The organism is Paenibacillus sp. IITD108, from assembly GCF_036541265.1.
Lineage (GTDB): Bacteria > Bacillota > Bacilli > Paenibacillales > Paenibacillaceae > Pristimantibacillus.
Genome location: NZ_JAZHCT010000023.1, coordinates 101,326 through 117,465, shown reverse-complemented (window position 1 = coordinate 117,465; position 16,140 = coordinate 101,326). Strand labels below are relative to the sequence as shown.

The window sequence follows — 16,140 nt, the reverse complement described above, 5'->3', positions numbered from 1 at the left end:
TACATTACGCAGAAATGCCTCAAAAAACACAATTGTATATGAAAAATCATATACATTACGCTGAAATGCCTCAAAAAACACAAATGTATATGAAAAATCATACACATTACGCTGAAATGCCTCAAAAAGTCCAATTGTATATGAAAAATCATACACATTGCGCAAAAATGCCTCAAATAACACAATTGTATATGAAAAATCATATACAATCGGTCAGCGCTTTTCCACACTACAGTTAGTTTGGCTCATTTCTCGAAATAAAGGGTGTTTTCGGGCGTTTCAATGAATCTAGATACACAAAATGTACTTAGCTACCACGAGTATTTGCCAATCTTCATTGTATACTTTTCAACTGTCTGATGATTTCCGTTTAGGTTCCAATTACAAAAAAACACCTCCTTCAACAGATGGGAGGTGTTTCGTACTATATACGGCAAATTTCGATCGGGCAAGCAGGGCATTCCGGGCAGCCTGCTACTTTTCTAAGCTCGCCGTGCTTAAGAATTTTTATGAGTCCATCGCTGCTTTGCTCCAATATTTCTTCTTTCTTCATGCTGCTGAGCATACGGTTGATGCCTTCTCTAGTCGTTCCGGCAAGCTCGGCGAGGTCGCTGTTCGTCAGCTTGATATCAATAAGAATATGGTCGCTATGCATAACGCCAAAGCTGTTGCAAAGCCGGATAAGTGTTGAAGCAAGCGCGCCGTGCTTGCCGCCCATCAGCAAATCACGCAGCTTCGATTCGGTTTGGCGCTGCATCAGACTCATCCACATAGCGAAGCGGTAAGAAAATTCGCCGCTCTTGCTCATCAGCAGCTCCAGCTGCAGCTTGGAAATAACGCCCACCTCAACATCCTCTATCGCTTCTGCACTGTAACGGTGCATAGTGTCCCAAGCATCGATATCAGCAATCAGATCATTCGCCTGAACGATCGATAGCAGCAAATCTTTTCCTTCACTTGTTGATTTGCGAAGCTTTAACCTTCCGCTGCGAATCCAGTAGATCGAATTGGCTTCATCGCCCTCCCAGAACAGGTATGAACCGGCAGGTATTTTTTTTATATGCATAATAGAAGCCAGCTGATCGAGCTGCCCCTCCGTGAAAAACGAAGCATTACCTTTATATCCGCTGTCAGTAGCAGGAACTGACCTATCCGGTGTGCTGGTGAAATAGATGCTCATTGTCTCAACCCCTCACTCTTGTTACTTTTATCATACTATCGCAGCTATTAGGGTGAAATCAGGGAGTTCACTGATTATGATCGGTAATTACCCTGACATACAGAATGCTGCACAACCCTTATACTAATAATAAGTAAGAAAGTATCCTGGGGAGAAATGTGCTGTAAAGGGGTGCAGGGATAATGGCTGTTAATGAAGTAGTAATAGAAAGCTCGCTCGAGCAGCTGAGGCAGGAATCAAGCAGTGATTTTGCCGCAATTGGCGTTATTGACATAGAAAACCGCAAGCTGTGCTGGCATTATGCCAGAGGAAGTGTAAGCGCTAGAACTTTGCTCATCGTTCAAAAAACATCTAGCGGACTTACAGGAACGGCGATCCGTTCGGGCAGGCCGGCCAAATCGAATATAACAGCTACGGAGTCCGAGCGCTTCAAGCTGGGTGAGCCGCTTGTGCTGACGGAGCGACTTGATGCAGCAGTTTCCTTGCCGCTTTATTATTCGAATGAAGTAGCGGGAATTGTACTGCTTGGCAGAAGATCTCAACAAAATTACAGCGTGAATGAGCTTGATGCGGCAAGCAGCGGGGCAGACGAGCTGGTAGGCTTATTGTTCGAAAAGTAAAAAATAACAAGGATATTAATGGATAAACATAAAGAAATGTGCTGATATGCGTCTCTTTCACTGGTATAATGGTACCAGTATCGCAGCGAGGAGAGGACGAAATGATCAGACTATTGATTTGTGACGATCATGCCGTAGTAAGGTCAGGCTTGTCGATGTTGTTGCATGGACGCAATGATATAGAGGTAATTGGTGAGGCGTCTGAGGGAGATGAAGCGATTGAGCTGTCTCAAAAGCTTAAGCCCGATGTCGTACTCATGGATTTAAGCATGCCGCACGGCAAGGATGGTATGACGGCAACGACGGAATTGAAAAAATTAATGCCTGACGTGGCTATACTTATATTAACGATGCATGATGATGATGAGTATTTATTTCGAGCAATTCAGATTGGAGCCTCTGGCTATATTTTGAAAAATGCTCCGCATGATGAGCTGCTGCAGGCGATTCAATCAGTCGCCAAGGGCGACGCATACCTGTATCCAACCGCTACTAAACGGTTGATGGGCGAATATTTGGAGAAACTGCGCACTGGCGGTGACGCAGCTACGCCTTACGATACGCTGTCCGATCGGGAAAGGGAAATTTTAAGCTGGCTGGCTAAAGGCTATTCCAACAAGGAGATTGCGGAAAGCTTGTTTATCAGTGTGAAAACGGTGGAGTCGCATCGCAGCAAGCTGATGGAGAAGCTGGGACTGAAAACGCGACCGGAGCTTATTAAATTTGCCTTGAAGAAAGGACTGTTGAGCTTTGAATAATGATGCGGGCGAGCAAGTTATTGGCGAGCATGTAGAACTGCTCATTAATGAACTGTCCAAGCATATTGCAGACGACGAAGTGCTGGAACGAGTTAAAGCTTCCTTGAAGCAACTAACCGATGTGAAATTTGCGCTCGATGAGTCATCCATAGTGGCGATTACTGATGCCAAAGGAAAAATTCAATATGTAAACGATAAGTTTTGCCAAATATCGAAATATGACAGAAGCGAGCTGCTGGGGCAGGATCATCGGATTATTAATTCGGGGCACCATAGCAAGCTGTTTTTCCGCGATTTATGGCGCACCATTTCCTCTGGAGAGGTATGGCGCGGCGAAATCAAAAATCGAGCGAAGGACAGCAGCTATTATTGGGTAAGCACGACAATTGTCCCTTTTCTAAATAGTATAGGAAAGCCTTATCAGTATTTGGCGATTCGTACGGAAGTTACTGATCGCAAGCTTGCTGAGCAGAAGCTGAAGGAAGCGATGGTAAAGGTAATAGAAATTCAAGAAGAGGAGCGCAAGCGCATATCTCGCGAGCTGCACGACGGCATAGGGCAAAGTTTGTTCTCGCTACTGATCAGATTGGACCGTCTGATAGAGGATCATCGCGAGATTACCGATCTTAAGCTATTGCGCGGCGACGTATCCACCATGATGGAGGATATCCGAGGTATTGCCTTTGAGCTTCGCCCGTCGGTGCTGGACGATTTGGGCGTTGTGCCAGCTATTCGCACCTACATAGACAATTTTTCCCAGCATTTTGCTATTGATGTGAAGCTGACAACGAGCTTGAAGAGCAGGCTGAATACGGCTAAAGAAACGGCGATTTATCGAGTCATCCAGGAATCATTAACGAATATCGCCAAGTATGCCGAAATAGGCGAAACTGAGGTTAGCATTGAGGAATGCTCTAATGAAATTGTTGTTACGATTGCTGACAAGGGGCAGGGCTTTTCAATTCAGGAATGTGATCGCGGCGTCGGCCTATTTAGTATGGAGGAAAGGGCAAGAAGCGTAGGAGGCACGCTCGATATTTGCTCGGCTCCAGGCAACGGTACAACTGTTAAGCTGATGATTCCCTCTGTGTAATTTAATAGTTGAAAACAGTGCCAGTGAGAAATGTCACACCGCTGCGCAACATGCTGGTTTATAATGAATATAACAACAAGAAAAGTGACATCATCAATAGATGATTCCACATAAAGTATGACTTGAAGGGAGCAAGCTGACGATGAGAGAGTGTATCTTCCACTTTAAACTAATCCGCGATAATCATACGGAGCTGCTTCGTGCATTAATTATTCTTGGAGCAGGCAAGCAACCGCAGCTGCAAGATTTTTTAAACGCCTTTAAAGGCATGGGCTATCATGTTGCGCTAGAGAACGAGCGTGAGCTGATCTTTGCATCTGTAGATCCGAAGGATCCATATAAGCTTGATGTGACCAAACTTGAAATTAAAGGCGAAACCGAGGATAAGGCGGCTCAGGACGCAGAGCTTCGCGCTATTCTTGAAAATTTAATTAAGCCTAGCTGGTAACTTTATGACCATTAACAAGACCGGGATAGCTGAATGAATCAGCTGTTCCGGTTTTTTTACGTGCCCCGCGCTTCTGAGCTTTATTCGGATTAGGGATTTGCCAGCATTTGTTGATCCTGCTATGTTAATACTAGTTCATATTGAATGCGGAGGTTGTAACCGTGTATCGGATTTTTATTGTTGAGGACGATTTGAAAATAGCTGATATATTAAAAAGAAAGCTGGAGCAATACGGTTATATCGTAGAAGCAGCAGCGCAGTTTCGCGATTTGCTGCCAGAAGTAACAAATTTCAACCCGCATCTTGTCCTGTTGGATATTACCCTGCCTTATTATGACGGCTATTACTGGTGCAGGCAGCTGCGTATTCGGTCCAGCGTTCCAATTATATTTTTATCCGCTCGATCAGGAGAAATGGATCAGGTTATGGCCATTGAAAACGGCGGCGATGATTATTTGACGAAGCCGATACAGCTCGAACTGCTGCTTGCCAAAGTGAAAAGTGTGCTGCGGCGCACGTATGGTGAATATGCTGCGCTTGCCGATGAGCATAGCGATCAAGGCAGCATATCGGAAGGCGAGGAGAAGCAGGCGCATTATTCGTCCAATATAGTTGGCATAGGCGGGCTGCAATTATTTTTGGGGCGCAATGAGCTGTTCTGGAATGATAAGTCGATGGAGCTGACGAAAAATGAACTGCTGCTTGCTCAATGCTTGCTCGAGGACTATGGTCATGTCGTGTCGAGAGAAAAGCTGCTTGAAGCGTTATGGGACGATGTTAGCTTTGTAGATGACAACACATTAACAGTCAACGTGACCCGATTGCGAAAAAAACTGGAGGAGCTTGGGCTGCCTAAAGCGATTGAGACAGTTAGAGGAACGGGCTATAAGCTTAAATTGCCTGAAAGCTGATAATAAGCGATAGGAGACTGCAATGAAAAAAGAATGGATGACGCTGCGTGTTTTTTTGAATGACCGAATTTCTTATTTGGCTGCAATGCTGCTAATGATCGTTATTTTTGTCGTAATGATGCTGCTGGAGCTTAATTTATATAAAGGATATGTACATCCAAATACGATTATTTATTATGTGCTTCTGGCCTTATTATGCATGATTGGATGGCTGGTATTCGATTATGTTCGGCAAAGGGATTTTTACAAAGAGTTGCTGGCAGCAGTTGAAAATATGTCGGAACTGCGTGATACGCTATCGCTGCACACTATTGTAACTAGTGAACAAAAGCTGTTTTTCAGATTGCTGCAAAAAATGCATACGGCCTATTTGAACGAGTTAGGCAAATATCGCAGGCAGCAGGAGAGACATAATCATTTTGTGCTGCAATGGGTGCATCATATGAAAACGCCTGTCTCCGTAATAGATCTTTTGACGCAGGAGGATAAAGTGGACAAGAGGACTGTTCATCCTGCGGAACTCACGGGCAGCATTCGTGAGGAAAATGAAAGATTGGCCAGAGGCTTGGAAATGATGCTATACACAGCGCGGCTGGATAAATTTGAAATAGATCTGCATATCCGCAGAGTAGCACTACATGAGGTGGCGCGAAGCGCAATCAATTCATTTAAAAAAATGTGTATACGGCATGCTATCTTTCCCAAAATAGTTGGAGAAGCATATGGAGAAACCGATGAAAAATGGATGACTTTTATGCTGAATCAGTTGCTGAGCAATGCGATTAAATATAGCAAGCATAAACCGGGGACGAAGCAGCTTATCGTTACTTTGCGCAAGGATAAGGACAAAGACAGCATAACGGTATCTGATCAGGGAGTGGGTATTGCCGATCATGATTTGCGGCGCATCTATGATCCTTTTTTCACAGGTGACAATGGACGTACGGAGGGAGAATCGACCGGTATGGGGCTTTATTTAACAAAACAGGTTTGTGACAAATTAGGACATGAACTAATCGTACAATCGGTCGTCGGCGAGGGGACTAGTGTGACGATTGTTTGCCAATCAGGCGGTATTCATAAATTAACTTCCTGACCGTTCAGTGCGAAAGGTGACAACATTGTAAGGTAGCAGAAGGACGAATGAAAGGAAAATCGATGGGTGCTTTTTCTTATAATCGTTATACTGAGACTAAATCATATAAGTGTAAGGTTTAAGGAGGAGTACGGTAATGAGTGTACTAAAAGCACAGGGGCTAGGCAAAATATATGGCGGTAAAAAAAACGTAACGTATAAAGCGCTGGAGGATATTGAGCTGCAAATCGAAGCGGGTGAATTTGTCGGTATAATGGGCCCTTCGGGGAGTGGAAAAACGACTTTGCTTAATTTGCTTGCAACGATCGATCGTCCAACATCCGGCACGATGGAGATCAACGGCATCAATCCGGCTAAATTAAATGAGAAAAAGCTTGCCTTGTTTAGAAGACGGGAGCTTGGCTTCGTATTTCAGGACTTTAATTTGCTTGATACCCTTTCCATTCAAGATAATATTGTACTGCCTCTAGTATTGGAAGGTGTTCCGCCAAGAGCGATCAAGGAACGTCTAAAGCCGATCGTAGAGCTGCTGCAAATTGAGCAAATATTGGATAAGCGCACGTACGAGGTATCGGGCGGCCAAAAGCAGCGTGCGGCTATTGCCCGGGCAATTATTCACCAGCCTTCGCTTGTGCTCGCGGATGAGCTGACGGGTAATCTGGATTCCAAGTCGGCTAAAGATGTCATGGATTCCTTGAAGGAAATGAATGAGCGTTTCAAAGCTACAGTGCTTATGGTTACGCATGATCCTTTTTCAGCCAGCTATTGCGAGCGGATTGTTTTTATTAAAGACGGCAAATTTTATACGGAAATACGCCGCGGTACGAATAGACAAGCTTTTTTCCAACAAATACTTGATGTATTAAGCGTGCTAGGGGGTAATTTTGATGACGTTTCGTTCACTCGCGCTTAGTAACATTAGAGGAAATTGGAGATCATACAGCGCTTTTTTTCTTAGCAGCGTATTTTCAGTTTTTATTTTCTATATTTATGCTTCTGTTCTGATGCATCCAGATATAGCAAACGGTAAAATAATGGCTGCATCTATGGTTCGTGAAGGCATGAAATTTTGCTTATATTTAATCGTTATCTTTTCATTTTTATTTATTCTGTACTCTAACTCTGCATTTTTGAAGACACGCAAAAAAGAATTTGGGTTGTATTCCTTGTTTGGGATGACACGCTCTCAACTGAGGAAAATGGTCATTCTTGAAAATACGGCTATTTCATTGTTTGCAATTACAGTAGGTATTGCAGTTGGAATTGTGTTAAGTAAGCTGTTTTTTATGGCGCTTGCGGTTTTGCTGGGGTTGGATGAAACGATACCGTTTATTGTTCCAGTTAAAGCGGTGGCTTTAACGGCTGGTGGTTTTTTTGCACTATTTTTTGTCTTGTCGATCTGGTCGTCTCTTCGTATTGGCAAATCTCAAATTATTGATCTGTTAAAAGCAGGGCAGAAGCCAAAGGGTAAGCTGATCTACTCGAAATGGCTGGTAGCCGTATCTCTGCTTAGTCTTGCTGGCTGTTATACAATGGCTACGATTATGGACGGCAATTCTTTTATTTTACTGGCGATGCCGATATTAATAACTGCAGTTGTCGGAACATATTTTTTATTTACTCAATTCAGTGTCTTGCTGCTTAAACTATTACAGAAACGTAAGAAGACCTATTACAATCGCACCAATATGCTTATCATTTCACAGCTGGGCTATAAAATTCGCGATAATGCGCGTGTGTTATTTACGGTTTCTATATTAAGCGCAGTTATTTTGACCGCGATGGGCAGTGTATATATTTTGCAAGTACAGTTAAAAGATGATGCTTTTAAAAACTTTCCGCATGCTCTTGCTTTTGTGGAAGAAGGAGAAGCTAGCCATAATATTGTACAGCTTGACCAACTAGAGAAGCAGTTAGATGATGCTGGCCTGAAGATCAAATTTAAGGATCAATTTATTGGTGTGAAAATTACCGATTACGAAGCTTCCATTCAAACGTCTGATGGCAATAGAGGAGTTGGGTTTCATGGTACTGATGAGCGCCATGGCATGATTATTTCAGAATCTGCTTATAATGATTCCGCGGGCAGGCTAGGCTTGAAAAAATTGAAGATCGAGTCGGGCAAGCTTGCCCTTGTAAAGAATGCTTATCAGGAAGATTTATACGAGGGTAAGCTATCTGCAAAATTTATGGGAGACCCGATCAGCTTTGAGATTTCAGAGTGGGTGGATGGTCAGGCAATGAACAACTGGATGGATTCAAGCTCGATTACTTTCGTCGCAGATGATGCCACCTATAACAGTATGCTGGAAAGATCACCTGTTGAAGAACGGGCAGTCTATTACGGTTATGAGCTGAAAAACTGGGAGAAATCCGCCCCGTTTTTGAAGCAATTCTCAGAAGACGTACCTTCGGAGCACCGCAACAATATAAGCATTAACCGTATACTGCAATACAATAGCGCACAGGAATCTGCTGGCTTAACGTTATTTATCGGGTTATTTATTAGCTTATTGTTTTTTGTATCCGCAGGCAGCATGATTTACTTTAAGCTGTTTACCGAAATGCAAGAGGATAAGTCTCAATTCAATTCGCTTACCCGAATTGGCATGACACGGGCAGAAATTCGCAAAATTGTAGTGAGCCAAATAGCGATAGTATTTTTTATACCGTGTATTGTTGGCGTTGTTCACGCTCTGTTCGCTATGAAGTCTTTGGAAAATATAATCAATTCATCGACCTGGCTGTACTCCTTCGTCGTTTTTGGAATATTTCTAGTCATGCAATTTATTTATTTCTTGCTGGCGAGCAGCAGTTATATGAAAGGATTGACTGGCAAGCAAGCTTAACAGGCATATAGCAAACTTTTGCCATTAATTAATCGACACATTCCCAGCTGGCATTAATGAATAGACATTAATAAGATCGCTATAGGATCGCTTCCCCCTCGATAAGCAGGAAAGGGAGGCGATCTTATTTGTTTTTTGAACTGGCGTATGCTTAGAACTCACGTATGGATTGGCCTCATGTGTGCTTTGAACGCGCAAATGCTTGGAACTCATATGCTTTGGCCTCATGTGCGCACGTAGACTAACTGTAATTTCTGTGCTTAGTTTAGAGGAAAATTACTTATTTGTGAATCTAAGGGGAAAAACTGCATTTAGTTTGGAGCTTTTTTCAAAAAAACGGGTACTTTAAGCAAACTAGATGGAGGAAATGTATCTAGACTCTTTTTTTCGGCGAAAAAGGAGAAACTAGATACATAAAATGCATTTAGCAGCTTGGCGTGCGTCCTTCTACTTTGGAAAATTCCGATATTTACTTTGAAACTGCCAATTTATTGATTTCGCGGTCACACGTTCTGCTATTTGCTCTAAAACTGTCATTTTTTTAATTTCGCGGTCACACGTTCCGCTATTCGGCTCAATATGGAGCTTTTTCTACGATTTATTGACCAATAGCGGAACGTGTGTCACTTTGCCCCCTCAAACCTGTGCTTTTGGGCGTAATAACGGAACGACTGACCAGCTAGTTAAGCAATGGCCCATTGTGGAGGGGCATCAGACAACTGAAAGGAGATGGCAATAGGCCCGCCACGCTAAGCTTAAACTACTGCTCCTATACAAGAACCCTTCACACAAAGCGCAAACTACTGCTCCTATACAAGAACCCTTCACACAAAGCGCAAACTACTGCTCCTATACAAGACCCCGTCACACAATGCGCAAACTACTGCTCCTCAAACTAGGCCCCCCACACAGAAAGCTGCCTATTCAAAGGTAACATGTATTTGTACAATTTCTGAGCGGCTGCCGATCCGTATCGGCGGTCCCCAGAAGCCGTAGCCGGACGAAACGATAGAGTGCATATCATTTTTGCGCAAATATCCCCAATCATTTTCGAAAAGACGCTGCGTGATCAAATGCGCCGGCGCAATTTGCCCGCGGTGCGTGTGGCCTGATAAGATCAGATCAATGCCATGATCTGCGGCGATGCCTAAATCCTTCGGCTGGTGATCCATCGCAATAATTGGTTTGGTATGATCTAATCCTTCGGTGAGCTCGGAAAGCTCAATACGTGCTTTGTCGGAATGATCTTTTCTTCCAATAATATAAAATTGATCCTCGATTAGCGTGACCTCATCGTACAGAACATTAATATTGCTGCTTTCAATTACGCTGATCAGCTCAGCCAGCCCTTCGCGCGTTTTGTCATGATTGCCTAGCGAAGCATATACGCCGTAGGTAGACTCAATGTTTGCAAGAATGGCAGGTATGTCTTGATCGATGACAGGAGCCAGCTGATCGTCGATAATATCGCCAGGAAACAGAACGAGATCAGGCTTAAGCTCATTAATCATATTGACCATGCGCTGAGCATGATTTTTGCCGGATAATATGCCGAAATGCATGTCCGAGGCTACGACGATATTAAGCGGCTGCTCTACTTGGGCAGGCTTGTTAATCATAATTGCATAGGGCCTTACGACAGGACTGTAAGCAGAGAAAGAACCGAATCCGATAATGCCAATTAAAGCGGTTAGCAGCAAAATGCCAATCGTTTTTTTAATGCCTTGACGCGGCAGCCTTGTTAAGCTGAATAGCCAAATGATGAGATGAGCTACTGGCAGCAGCAAGAGCAGCAGGGAGAATAAAGCGAGCCAATATGCGCCTATAATTTGCAAAATAATTTGTGTGCTGAAAAAACGTCCGAGTATAAATGAAATGGCGAGAAAGATGATCAGCAGGATGTATAAGAGCTTGAACCGTTTTGAAATTGCCGGCTTTAAAAAGCTCCATCCGCTCCAGCCTATGTAAAAAACAAGTGCAGCATAAATAAGTAAAAAGACAATGCCAATCGCAATAAACATAGCAGACTCCTTTCTTCACTCAATTATAGCAATGAACACGGGGACAATGCCAATTTCTCAAAGAAGCGATCAGATTTAGCGGCTCATACAGAAAGGAGCTGGCATGCAGTAAGGAGCTAGCTTATAGAAAGAGCTGGCATGCAGAAAGGAGCTGGCTTATAGAAAGAGCTGGCATGCAGAAAGCAGCTGGCTTATAGAAGAGCTGGCATGCAGAAAGCAGCAACTAGCTTGTCTAAAGCTATGGATCAAGAAAAATGTTATACTAAATGTGTGAATTTGGATATTCATCAAGGTTTTTATAAAATTTTTTTGGGAGAGCTATGAATGAAATCATTAGTATTAGCTGAAAAGCCAAGCGTAGCCAAAGAAATTGCACGAGTGCTAGGCTGCAATCAGAAGCATAAAAGCTACATTGAAGGTCCTAAATATGTGGTGACATGGGCATTAGGACATTTGGTAACACTCGCTGAGCCGGAGGATTACGATAAAAAATATCGCACCTGGTCGCTAGAGGATTTGCCTATTTTGCCGCAAAGAATGAATCTGAAGGTTATGAAGGAAACCTCGCATCAATACAAAGCGGTTGCGCAGCTATGCAAACGGCCGGATATTCATGAGCTTGTTATTGCAACGGATGCAGGGAGAGAAGGAGAGCTGGTAGCCCGCTGGATTATGGAGCTGGTGCATTGGAAGAAGCCGTTTAAGAGACTTTGGATATCGTCGCAAACGGATCAAGCGATCAAGGAAGGATTCAGCCGCCTGAAGGATGGCAGAGCTTATGATTCGTTATATGCCTCGGCAGTATGCCGCGCGGAAGCGGATTGGCTGATCGGGCTTAATGTTACGCGTGCATTAACCTGCAAGTACAATGCTCAGCTGGCAGCAGGGCGCGTGCAGACGCCTACGCTTGCTATGCTGATGGACAGGGAGCAAGCGATTTCTGAGTTCCAATCCCAGCCTTACTGGACGATTACAGCCCAGTTCGAAGGCTTTCAAGCGGTATGGCGCCCGCAAGACGAGCAGGACGGAAGGCTTTGGAGCCGTGAAGAGGTCGATGCTGTTGTTAAACGGATTCAGCAATCCAGCAGCAGTGCAGCAGTAGAGAAGCTGCGCGTCAATGAAAAATCGCAGCCCCATCCGCAAGCCTATGATTTGACAGAATTGCAGCGCGATGCGAACAAAAAGCTCGGATTTTCGGCCAAGCAAACGTCCAATGTGCTGCAAAAGCTGTATGAGCAGCATAAGCTGGTTACCTATCCGCGCACCGATTCTCGCTATCTTTCCAGCGATATCGTGCCGACGCTGAAGGGCAGGCTGGAAAGCATTGCGACCGGTCCTTATACAGCGCTTGCTCGGAAAGCGCTCAAAGGGAACCTGAAGCTGAATAAGCGGGTTGTCGATAACGATAAGGTATCGGATCACCATGCCATTATTCCAACCGATCAATACGTTCAGCTTGGAGCGCTGTCGAATGATGAGCGAAAACTGTATGACTTGATTGTAAAGCGTTTTATTTCGCTGTTCCTCAATCCTTACCGTTATGATGAGACTACTGTAATTGTACAAGCTGGCCAGGACCGATTCTTTGCAAAAGGGCGTGTGGAGAAGGAGCTAGGATGGCGGGAAGCTTATGCAAGCGGAACAGCGTCAAGCTGGAATGATACGGATGATGAGCAGGAGGATGAGGCTGGGGAAGACAGCATGAAGGAAGCCTCGCAGCGGCTCCCTGCTTTAAAATCCGGCCAGAAGCTTGCCCTGAAGCAAGTAGTCTTCAAGGAATTGCGTACATTGCCTCCGCCTCGATTTACCGAAGCTGCTTTACTATCCCGAATGGAGAAATATGGACTTGGCACGCCTGCGACAAGAGCGGATATTATTGAGAAGCTGCTGCAAACCGATACGATTGATCGCTCAGGCAACAAATTGCATCCTACGGGCAAAGGAAAGCAGCTGATTGAGCTCGTTGTTCGTGAATTGCGCAGTCCTGAATTAACGGCCAAGTGGGAGTCGGAGCTGGAAAGTATTGCAAAAGGGAAAGGAAATGCCAAGCAATTTATGCAGGGCATCCGCCAGCAAGCATCCAAATGGGTAGGCGAGGTCATTAGCGAGACTAAAGAATATAAGCCGCATAATACGACAGGCAGCTATTGCCCGGAATGCTCCAAGCCGATGCTGGAGGTTAAAGGGAAGCGAGGCAAGTCCTATGTCTGCTCAGACCGCGAATGCGGCTATCGCCGGGCAAGCGGACCGGTGCTGCTTAACAAGCGCTGCCCGCAATGCCATAAGAAGATGGAGCTCCATGACGGCAAAGCAGGCAAATATGCGCAGTGCAGGCCGTGCAACGTTATTGAAATGCTGGGAGACAAAGGCGATGGCCGTATGAATCGCCGCGAGGAGCAAAAGCTTATTCATAAATATAGCGACAATGCTCCGCTAACGAACAGCTTGGCCGATAAATTGAAAGCTGCTTTGGAGAAAAAGTCTGATTAATACAAATAGCTTGCAGGAACCGGCAGGGTTAAGCCCTCCGGTTCTTTTATTTGGATTCAATTTTGGATGGATAGGTGCGTTTCTCTCTGGCTACTAAACTCTATATTACGGCTATTAACCAGTGACAATAATCCAAGAGAATTATAGAAGTTGGACATATTGTATATAGAACAGAAGTTTAAGGGAGAGTGAAGTCAATGGCAGTAGTACGCGGCAGCGGGCGTATGCTAGCAAATAAAATGTCGAAAACTAATATTTTGCTGACCAATAGCGAAATTGCGGAGCATATACCGCCGACAAGATTATTTTCAGCAGACAATTTAAGCGAAATGCTCAATCAGCATGGAATGGTTGTTATTAAACCGCTAGTTGGCTCGGGCGGTGCAGGCGTTATCAAGGTGAAGAAGAAACACGAAAGCCGTTATACTTTCACATATTATACGAGTACGTATAAATTTGAGTCTTTTGACAGCATGTTTTCTAAGATTCGAAAATATATGAAAAAAAAGAAGTATTTAATTCAAAAGGGCATACATCTGGCAAAAGTCAACGGCAGACCGATTGATTATCGCGTGAAATATGTAAAAGAGCATGGAAGATGGCGCTACGCTGCGATTGTAGGAAGGATCGCCAGAGCAGGGCTTTTTGTTACTAATTTGCAAAGAGGAGGCAGATTAGTTTCAGGATCTAAAGGGATATCAATGTCGATTGGAGCATCCTATGTGCGGGATAAGAAAAAGCAGATGCGCAGATTGACAGAGCTGTCCACAAGAGTGCTTGAAAGCAGGTACCATGGCATGAATCAGCTTGGTTATGATTTTGGAATAGATACGAACGGAAAAATCTGGATGTTTGAAGTGAACACAAGGCCTCAATAACAGGCGGAGCTGGGAGCAATTCTCTATTATTCTACTAAACAATAAGATTGATAGTTTTTCCCATTGTGATTAAAGTTTTTTATGTGTTTTCATCATGTTTATGTTGTGGATAACATTATCCACATTATCCCCATTGAAACATCACATAATTCGACTATTGTTCACAATTTGCGCACAGTATATCCACAGAGTTATGTGGACATTGTGGGTTGTTCTCACTTAAATTGTTACATGATACTATGAATCTATAACTTATTCTGGCAAAAAGGAGGTACTTCAATGAGGCAGCTTTCTGATGAACTTCTCATAGACGCTTATTACGCCGCTATTGAGCATCAGTTAGAGCATGATTTTATTATGATGTTATTTGCCGAAATTAAGCGAAGAAAAGTAGATTTCACGAAAAACAATCGCTCCCTGGTTATTGTGTAGCATAGCAGTAATTAATTATCCTCACAGGCTTTAACAGCCCTAATGCACATGATGCTTGATTCTTTCTACATTCGATAAATATTCTATTCCAACGAGAAAAGTAGCCACAGTAGAATGCCATCCAAATAATTTAAAACAATAAGGGTATCCTACTTATATATAAGAGGGTACCCTTTATCTTTGAAAGATTCGAATTCATACGTATTAAGCATTCGCGATAGTTCTACAGCTTGCCGGCTATAATTTCATATTGCTGCTATGTCCGGGTGAAAGCTTGGCTGCTGGATCTATATATACCTTCGCATTGTTTACAGCTATGGGCGCTTCGCCAAAGCCGACAGCAATAAGCTTTACTTTTCCTGGATAGGTCGTTATATCGCCTGCAGCAAAAATGCCGGCAATGCTCGTTTCCATCCGTGAGTCTACCGTTATGGAGCCTTTCGCAATATCGATGCCCCAATCTGCAATAGGTCCGAGCGAGGACAGGAAACCAAAATTAATGATGACATCATCTATATCCAGTTTAGAACATTCGTTTGTTTTGACATGCTGCAGTGTTACCTTGGACAGCTGCATTGGAGTGTTGCCGGAACTATTATCGGCACTATGCAAGCCTGTAATCTCCACCGGAGTGATCACCTTCACTGACGATTGCATCAGCCGTTCTACACTATGCTCATGGGCGCGAAACTGGTCACGCCGATGGACAAGCGTTACAGTGCTGGCTATTGGCTCCAGCATAAGCGACCAGTCTACAGCGGAGTCGCCGCCGCCGCTAATCAGCACATTTCTTCCGCGGAACCGTTCTAGATCATTTACGAAATAATGCAGGCTGCCTCCCTCGTACGCAGCTGCTTCTGGCAAAGCCAGTCTTTTTGGCTCAAAGGCGCCTACACCTGCTGTGATGATAATTGCTCTGGCATAATGTGTATTGATTGTCGTTTTTATTTCGAACAATCTTTCCTCATGTTTAATAACGTCGACAACCTTTTCCTCCAGGCACACTGTAGGCTTGAAAAGCTCAAGCTGCTCGATTAAACGATCAACAAGCTCTTGAGCTGTAATTTTTGGAAAACCAGCAACATCATAAATATATTTTTCAGGATAAAGCGCCGCCAGCTGACCTCCAAGCTGAGGCATGCTTTCGATGATTTTAACTGAAGCCTGTCTCATGCCGCCATAAAAAGCAGCAAAAAGCCCTGCAGGCCCGCCGCCAATAACGATCAGATCAAAAGTTCGCATGGTGTTTTCATCATTTGACAACACAATCACCTCCAATTTATACACATTTCATACCTATTATACTATTATGCTGTGAACGAACAATTTCATTCGCGGCTGCCTAATTGGCAATTTGTATACTG

Annotated in this window: 14 protein-coding genes; 11 read left to right on the top strand and 3 right to left on the bottom strand. The window is 43.9% G+C overall.

The features are described from left to right. Positions 1-424 precede the first annotated feature (424 nt). Entirely contained in the window at positions 425-1,180 is a 756-nt protein-coding gene (locus V1L65_RS19545) for a Crp/Fnr family transcriptional regulator (RefSeq protein WP_331700914.1), read from the bottom strand. A gap of 182 nt (positions 1,181-1,362) precedes the next feature. Here V1L65_RS19545 and V1L65_RS19540 point away from each other — a divergent pair, with 182 nt between their 5' ends. The 8 genes from V1L65_RS19540 (at position 1,363) to V1L65_RS19505 (ending at position 8,955) form a co-directional block, all read left to right on the top strand. Next, positions 1,363-1,800, top strand: a complete 438-nt coding sequence (locus V1L65_RS19540; protein ID WP_331700913.1) for a GAF domain-containing protein — start codon at positions 1,363-1,365, stop codon at positions 1,798-1,800. Positions 1,801-1,901: 101 nt separating this feature from the next. Next, entirely contained in the window at positions 1,902-2,558 is a 657-nt protein-coding gene (locus V1L65_RS19535) for a response regulator transcription factor (protein WP_331700912.1), read from the top strand. Beyond that, the gene (locus V1L65_RS19530; RefSeq protein WP_331700911.1) at positions 2,551-3,651 is read left to right on the top strand and encodes a PAS domain-containing sensor histidine kinase; all 1,101 of its coding nucleotides are present in this window, start codon (positions 2,551-2,553) and stop codon (positions 3,649-3,651) included. The genes V1L65_RS19535 and V1L65_RS19530 overlap by 8 nt, the downstream gene beginning before the upstream one ends. 142 nt (positions 3,652-3,793) lie before the next feature. After that, positions 3,794-4,099 carry a hypothetical protein gene (locus V1L65_RS19525; protein ID WP_331700910.1) on the top strand — a complete coding sequence of 102 codons (306 nt, stop codon included), beginning with the start codon at positions 3,794-3,796 and terminating at the stop codon, positions 4,097-4,099. A gap of 161 nt (positions 4,100-4,260) precedes the next feature. Then, complete coding sequence (locus tag V1L65_RS19520; RefSeq protein WP_331700918.1) at positions 4,261-5,010, top strand: response regulator transcription factor; 750 nt, start codon at positions 4,261-4,263, stop codon at positions 5,008-5,010. Positions 5,011-5,032: 22 nt separating this feature from the next. After that, positions 5,033-6,106, top strand: a complete 1,074-nt coding sequence (locus tag V1L65_RS19515; RefSeq protein WP_331700909.1) for a sensor histidine kinase — start codon at positions 5,033-5,035, stop codon at positions 6,104-6,106. A gap of 136 nt (positions 6,107-6,242) precedes the next feature. Beyond that, positions 6,243-7,019: an ABC transporter ATP-binding protein gene (locus V1L65_RS19510; RefSeq protein ID WP_331700908.1), complete on the top strand. Its 777-nt coding sequence runs from the start codon at positions 6,243-6,245 to the stop codon at positions 7,017-7,019. Beyond that, complete coding sequence (locus tag V1L65_RS19505; RefSeq protein WP_331700907.1) at positions 6,994-8,955, top strand: ABC transporter permease; 1,962 nt, start codon at positions 6,994-6,996, stop codon at positions 8,953-8,955. Before V1L65_RS19510 ends, V1L65_RS19505 begins: the two co-directional genes overlap by 26 nt. A 920-nt stretch (positions 8,956-9,875) precedes the next feature. On the opposite strand, the gene V1L65_RS19500 is transcribed toward V1L65_RS19505, so the two are convergent. After that, positions 9,876-10,976, bottom strand: a complete 1,101-nt coding sequence (locus V1L65_RS19500) for a metallophosphoesterase (protein WP_331700906.1) — start codon at positions 10,974-10,976, stop codon at positions 9,876-9,878. 324 nt (positions 10,977-11,300) lie between these two features. On the opposite strand from V1L65_RS19500, the gene V1L65_RS19495 reads away from it, so the two are divergent. The 3 genes from V1L65_RS19495 to V1L65_RS19485 all read left to right on the top strand — a co-directional run bounded on the left by V1L65_RS19495 (position 11,301) and on the right by V1L65_RS19485 (position 14,776). After that, positions 11,301-13,466, top strand: a complete 2,166-nt coding sequence (locus V1L65_RS19495; RefSeq protein ID WP_331700905.1) for a DNA topoisomerase III — start codon at positions 11,301-11,303, stop codon at positions 13,464-13,466. A gap of 197 nt (positions 13,467-13,663) precedes the next feature. After that, positions 13,664-14,344, top strand: coding sequence for a YheC/YheD family protein (locus V1L65_RS19490; RefSeq protein WP_331700904.1), 681 nt, complete (start codon positions 13,664-13,666; stop codon positions 14,342-14,344). A gap of 279 nt (positions 14,345-14,623) precedes the next feature. Continuing rightward, complete coding sequence (locus V1L65_RS19485) at positions 14,624-14,776, top strand: sporulation histidine kinase inhibitor Sda (RefSeq protein ID WP_331700903.1); 153 nt, start codon at positions 14,624-14,626, stop codon at positions 14,774-14,776. A gap of 237 nt (positions 14,777-15,013) precedes the next feature. Here V1L65_RS19485 and V1L65_RS19480 read toward each other — a convergent pair whose 3' ends face one another. Further along, positions 15,014-16,018, bottom strand: a complete 1,005-nt coding sequence (locus tag V1L65_RS19480) for an NAD(P)/FAD-dependent oxidoreductase (protein WP_331700917.1) — start codon at positions 16,016-16,018, stop codon at positions 15,014-15,016. Positions 16,019-16,140 lie beyond the last annotated feature (122 nt).

What these genes read in the sequence shown, in the direction of transcription:
- V1L65_RS19515 (WP_331700909.1), top strand. Translation starts at nt 5,033, where the DNA reads ATGAAAAAAGAATGGATGACGCTGCGTGTTTTTTTGAATGACCGAATT.
- V1L65_RS19525 (WP_331700910.1), top strand. Translation starts at nt 3,794, where the DNA reads ATGAGAGAGTGTATCTTCCACTTTAAACTAATCCGCGATAATCATACG.
- V1L65_RS19535 (WP_331700912.1), top strand. Translation starts at nt 1,902, where the DNA reads ATGATCAGACTATTGATTTGTGACGATCATGCCGTAGTAAGGTCAGGC.
- V1L65_RS19505 (WP_331700907.1), top strand. Translation starts at nt 6,994, where the DNA reads ATGACGTTTCGTTCACTCGCGCTTAGTAACATTAGAGGAAATTGGAGA.
- V1L65_RS19540 (WP_331700913.1), top strand. Translation starts at nt 1,363, where the DNA reads ATGGCTGTTAATGAAGTAGTAATAGAAAGCTCGCTCGAGCAGCTGAGG.
- V1L65_RS19495 (WP_331700905.1), top strand. Translation starts at nt 11,301, where the DNA reads ATGAAATCATTAGTATTAGCTGAAAAGCCAAGCGTAGCCAAAGAAATT.
- V1L65_RS19500 (WP_331700906.1), bottom strand. Translation starts at nt 10,976, where the DNA reads ATGTTTATTGCGATTGGCATTGTCTTTTTACTTATTTATGCTGCACTT.
- V1L65_RS19485 (WP_331700903.1), top strand. Translation starts at nt 14,624, where the DNA reads ATGAGGCAGCTTTCTGATGAACTTCTCATAGACGCTTATTACGCCGCT.
- V1L65_RS19480 (WP_331700917.1), bottom strand. Translation starts at nt 16,018, where the DNA reads ATGCGAACTTTTGATCTGATCGTTATTGGCGGCGGGCCTGCAGGGCTT.
- V1L65_RS19490 (WP_331700904.1), top strand. Translation starts at nt 13,664, where the DNA reads ATGGCAGTAGTACGCGGCAGCGGGCGTATGCTAGCAAATAAAATGTCG.
- V1L65_RS19545 (WP_331700914.1), bottom strand. Translation starts at nt 1,180, where the DNA reads ATGAGCATCTATTTCACCAGCACACCGGATAGGTCAGTTCCTGCTACT.
- V1L65_RS19510 (WP_331700908.1), top strand. Translation starts at nt 6,243, where the DNA reads ATGAGTGTACTAAAAGCACAGGGGCTAGGCAAAATATATGGCGGTAAA.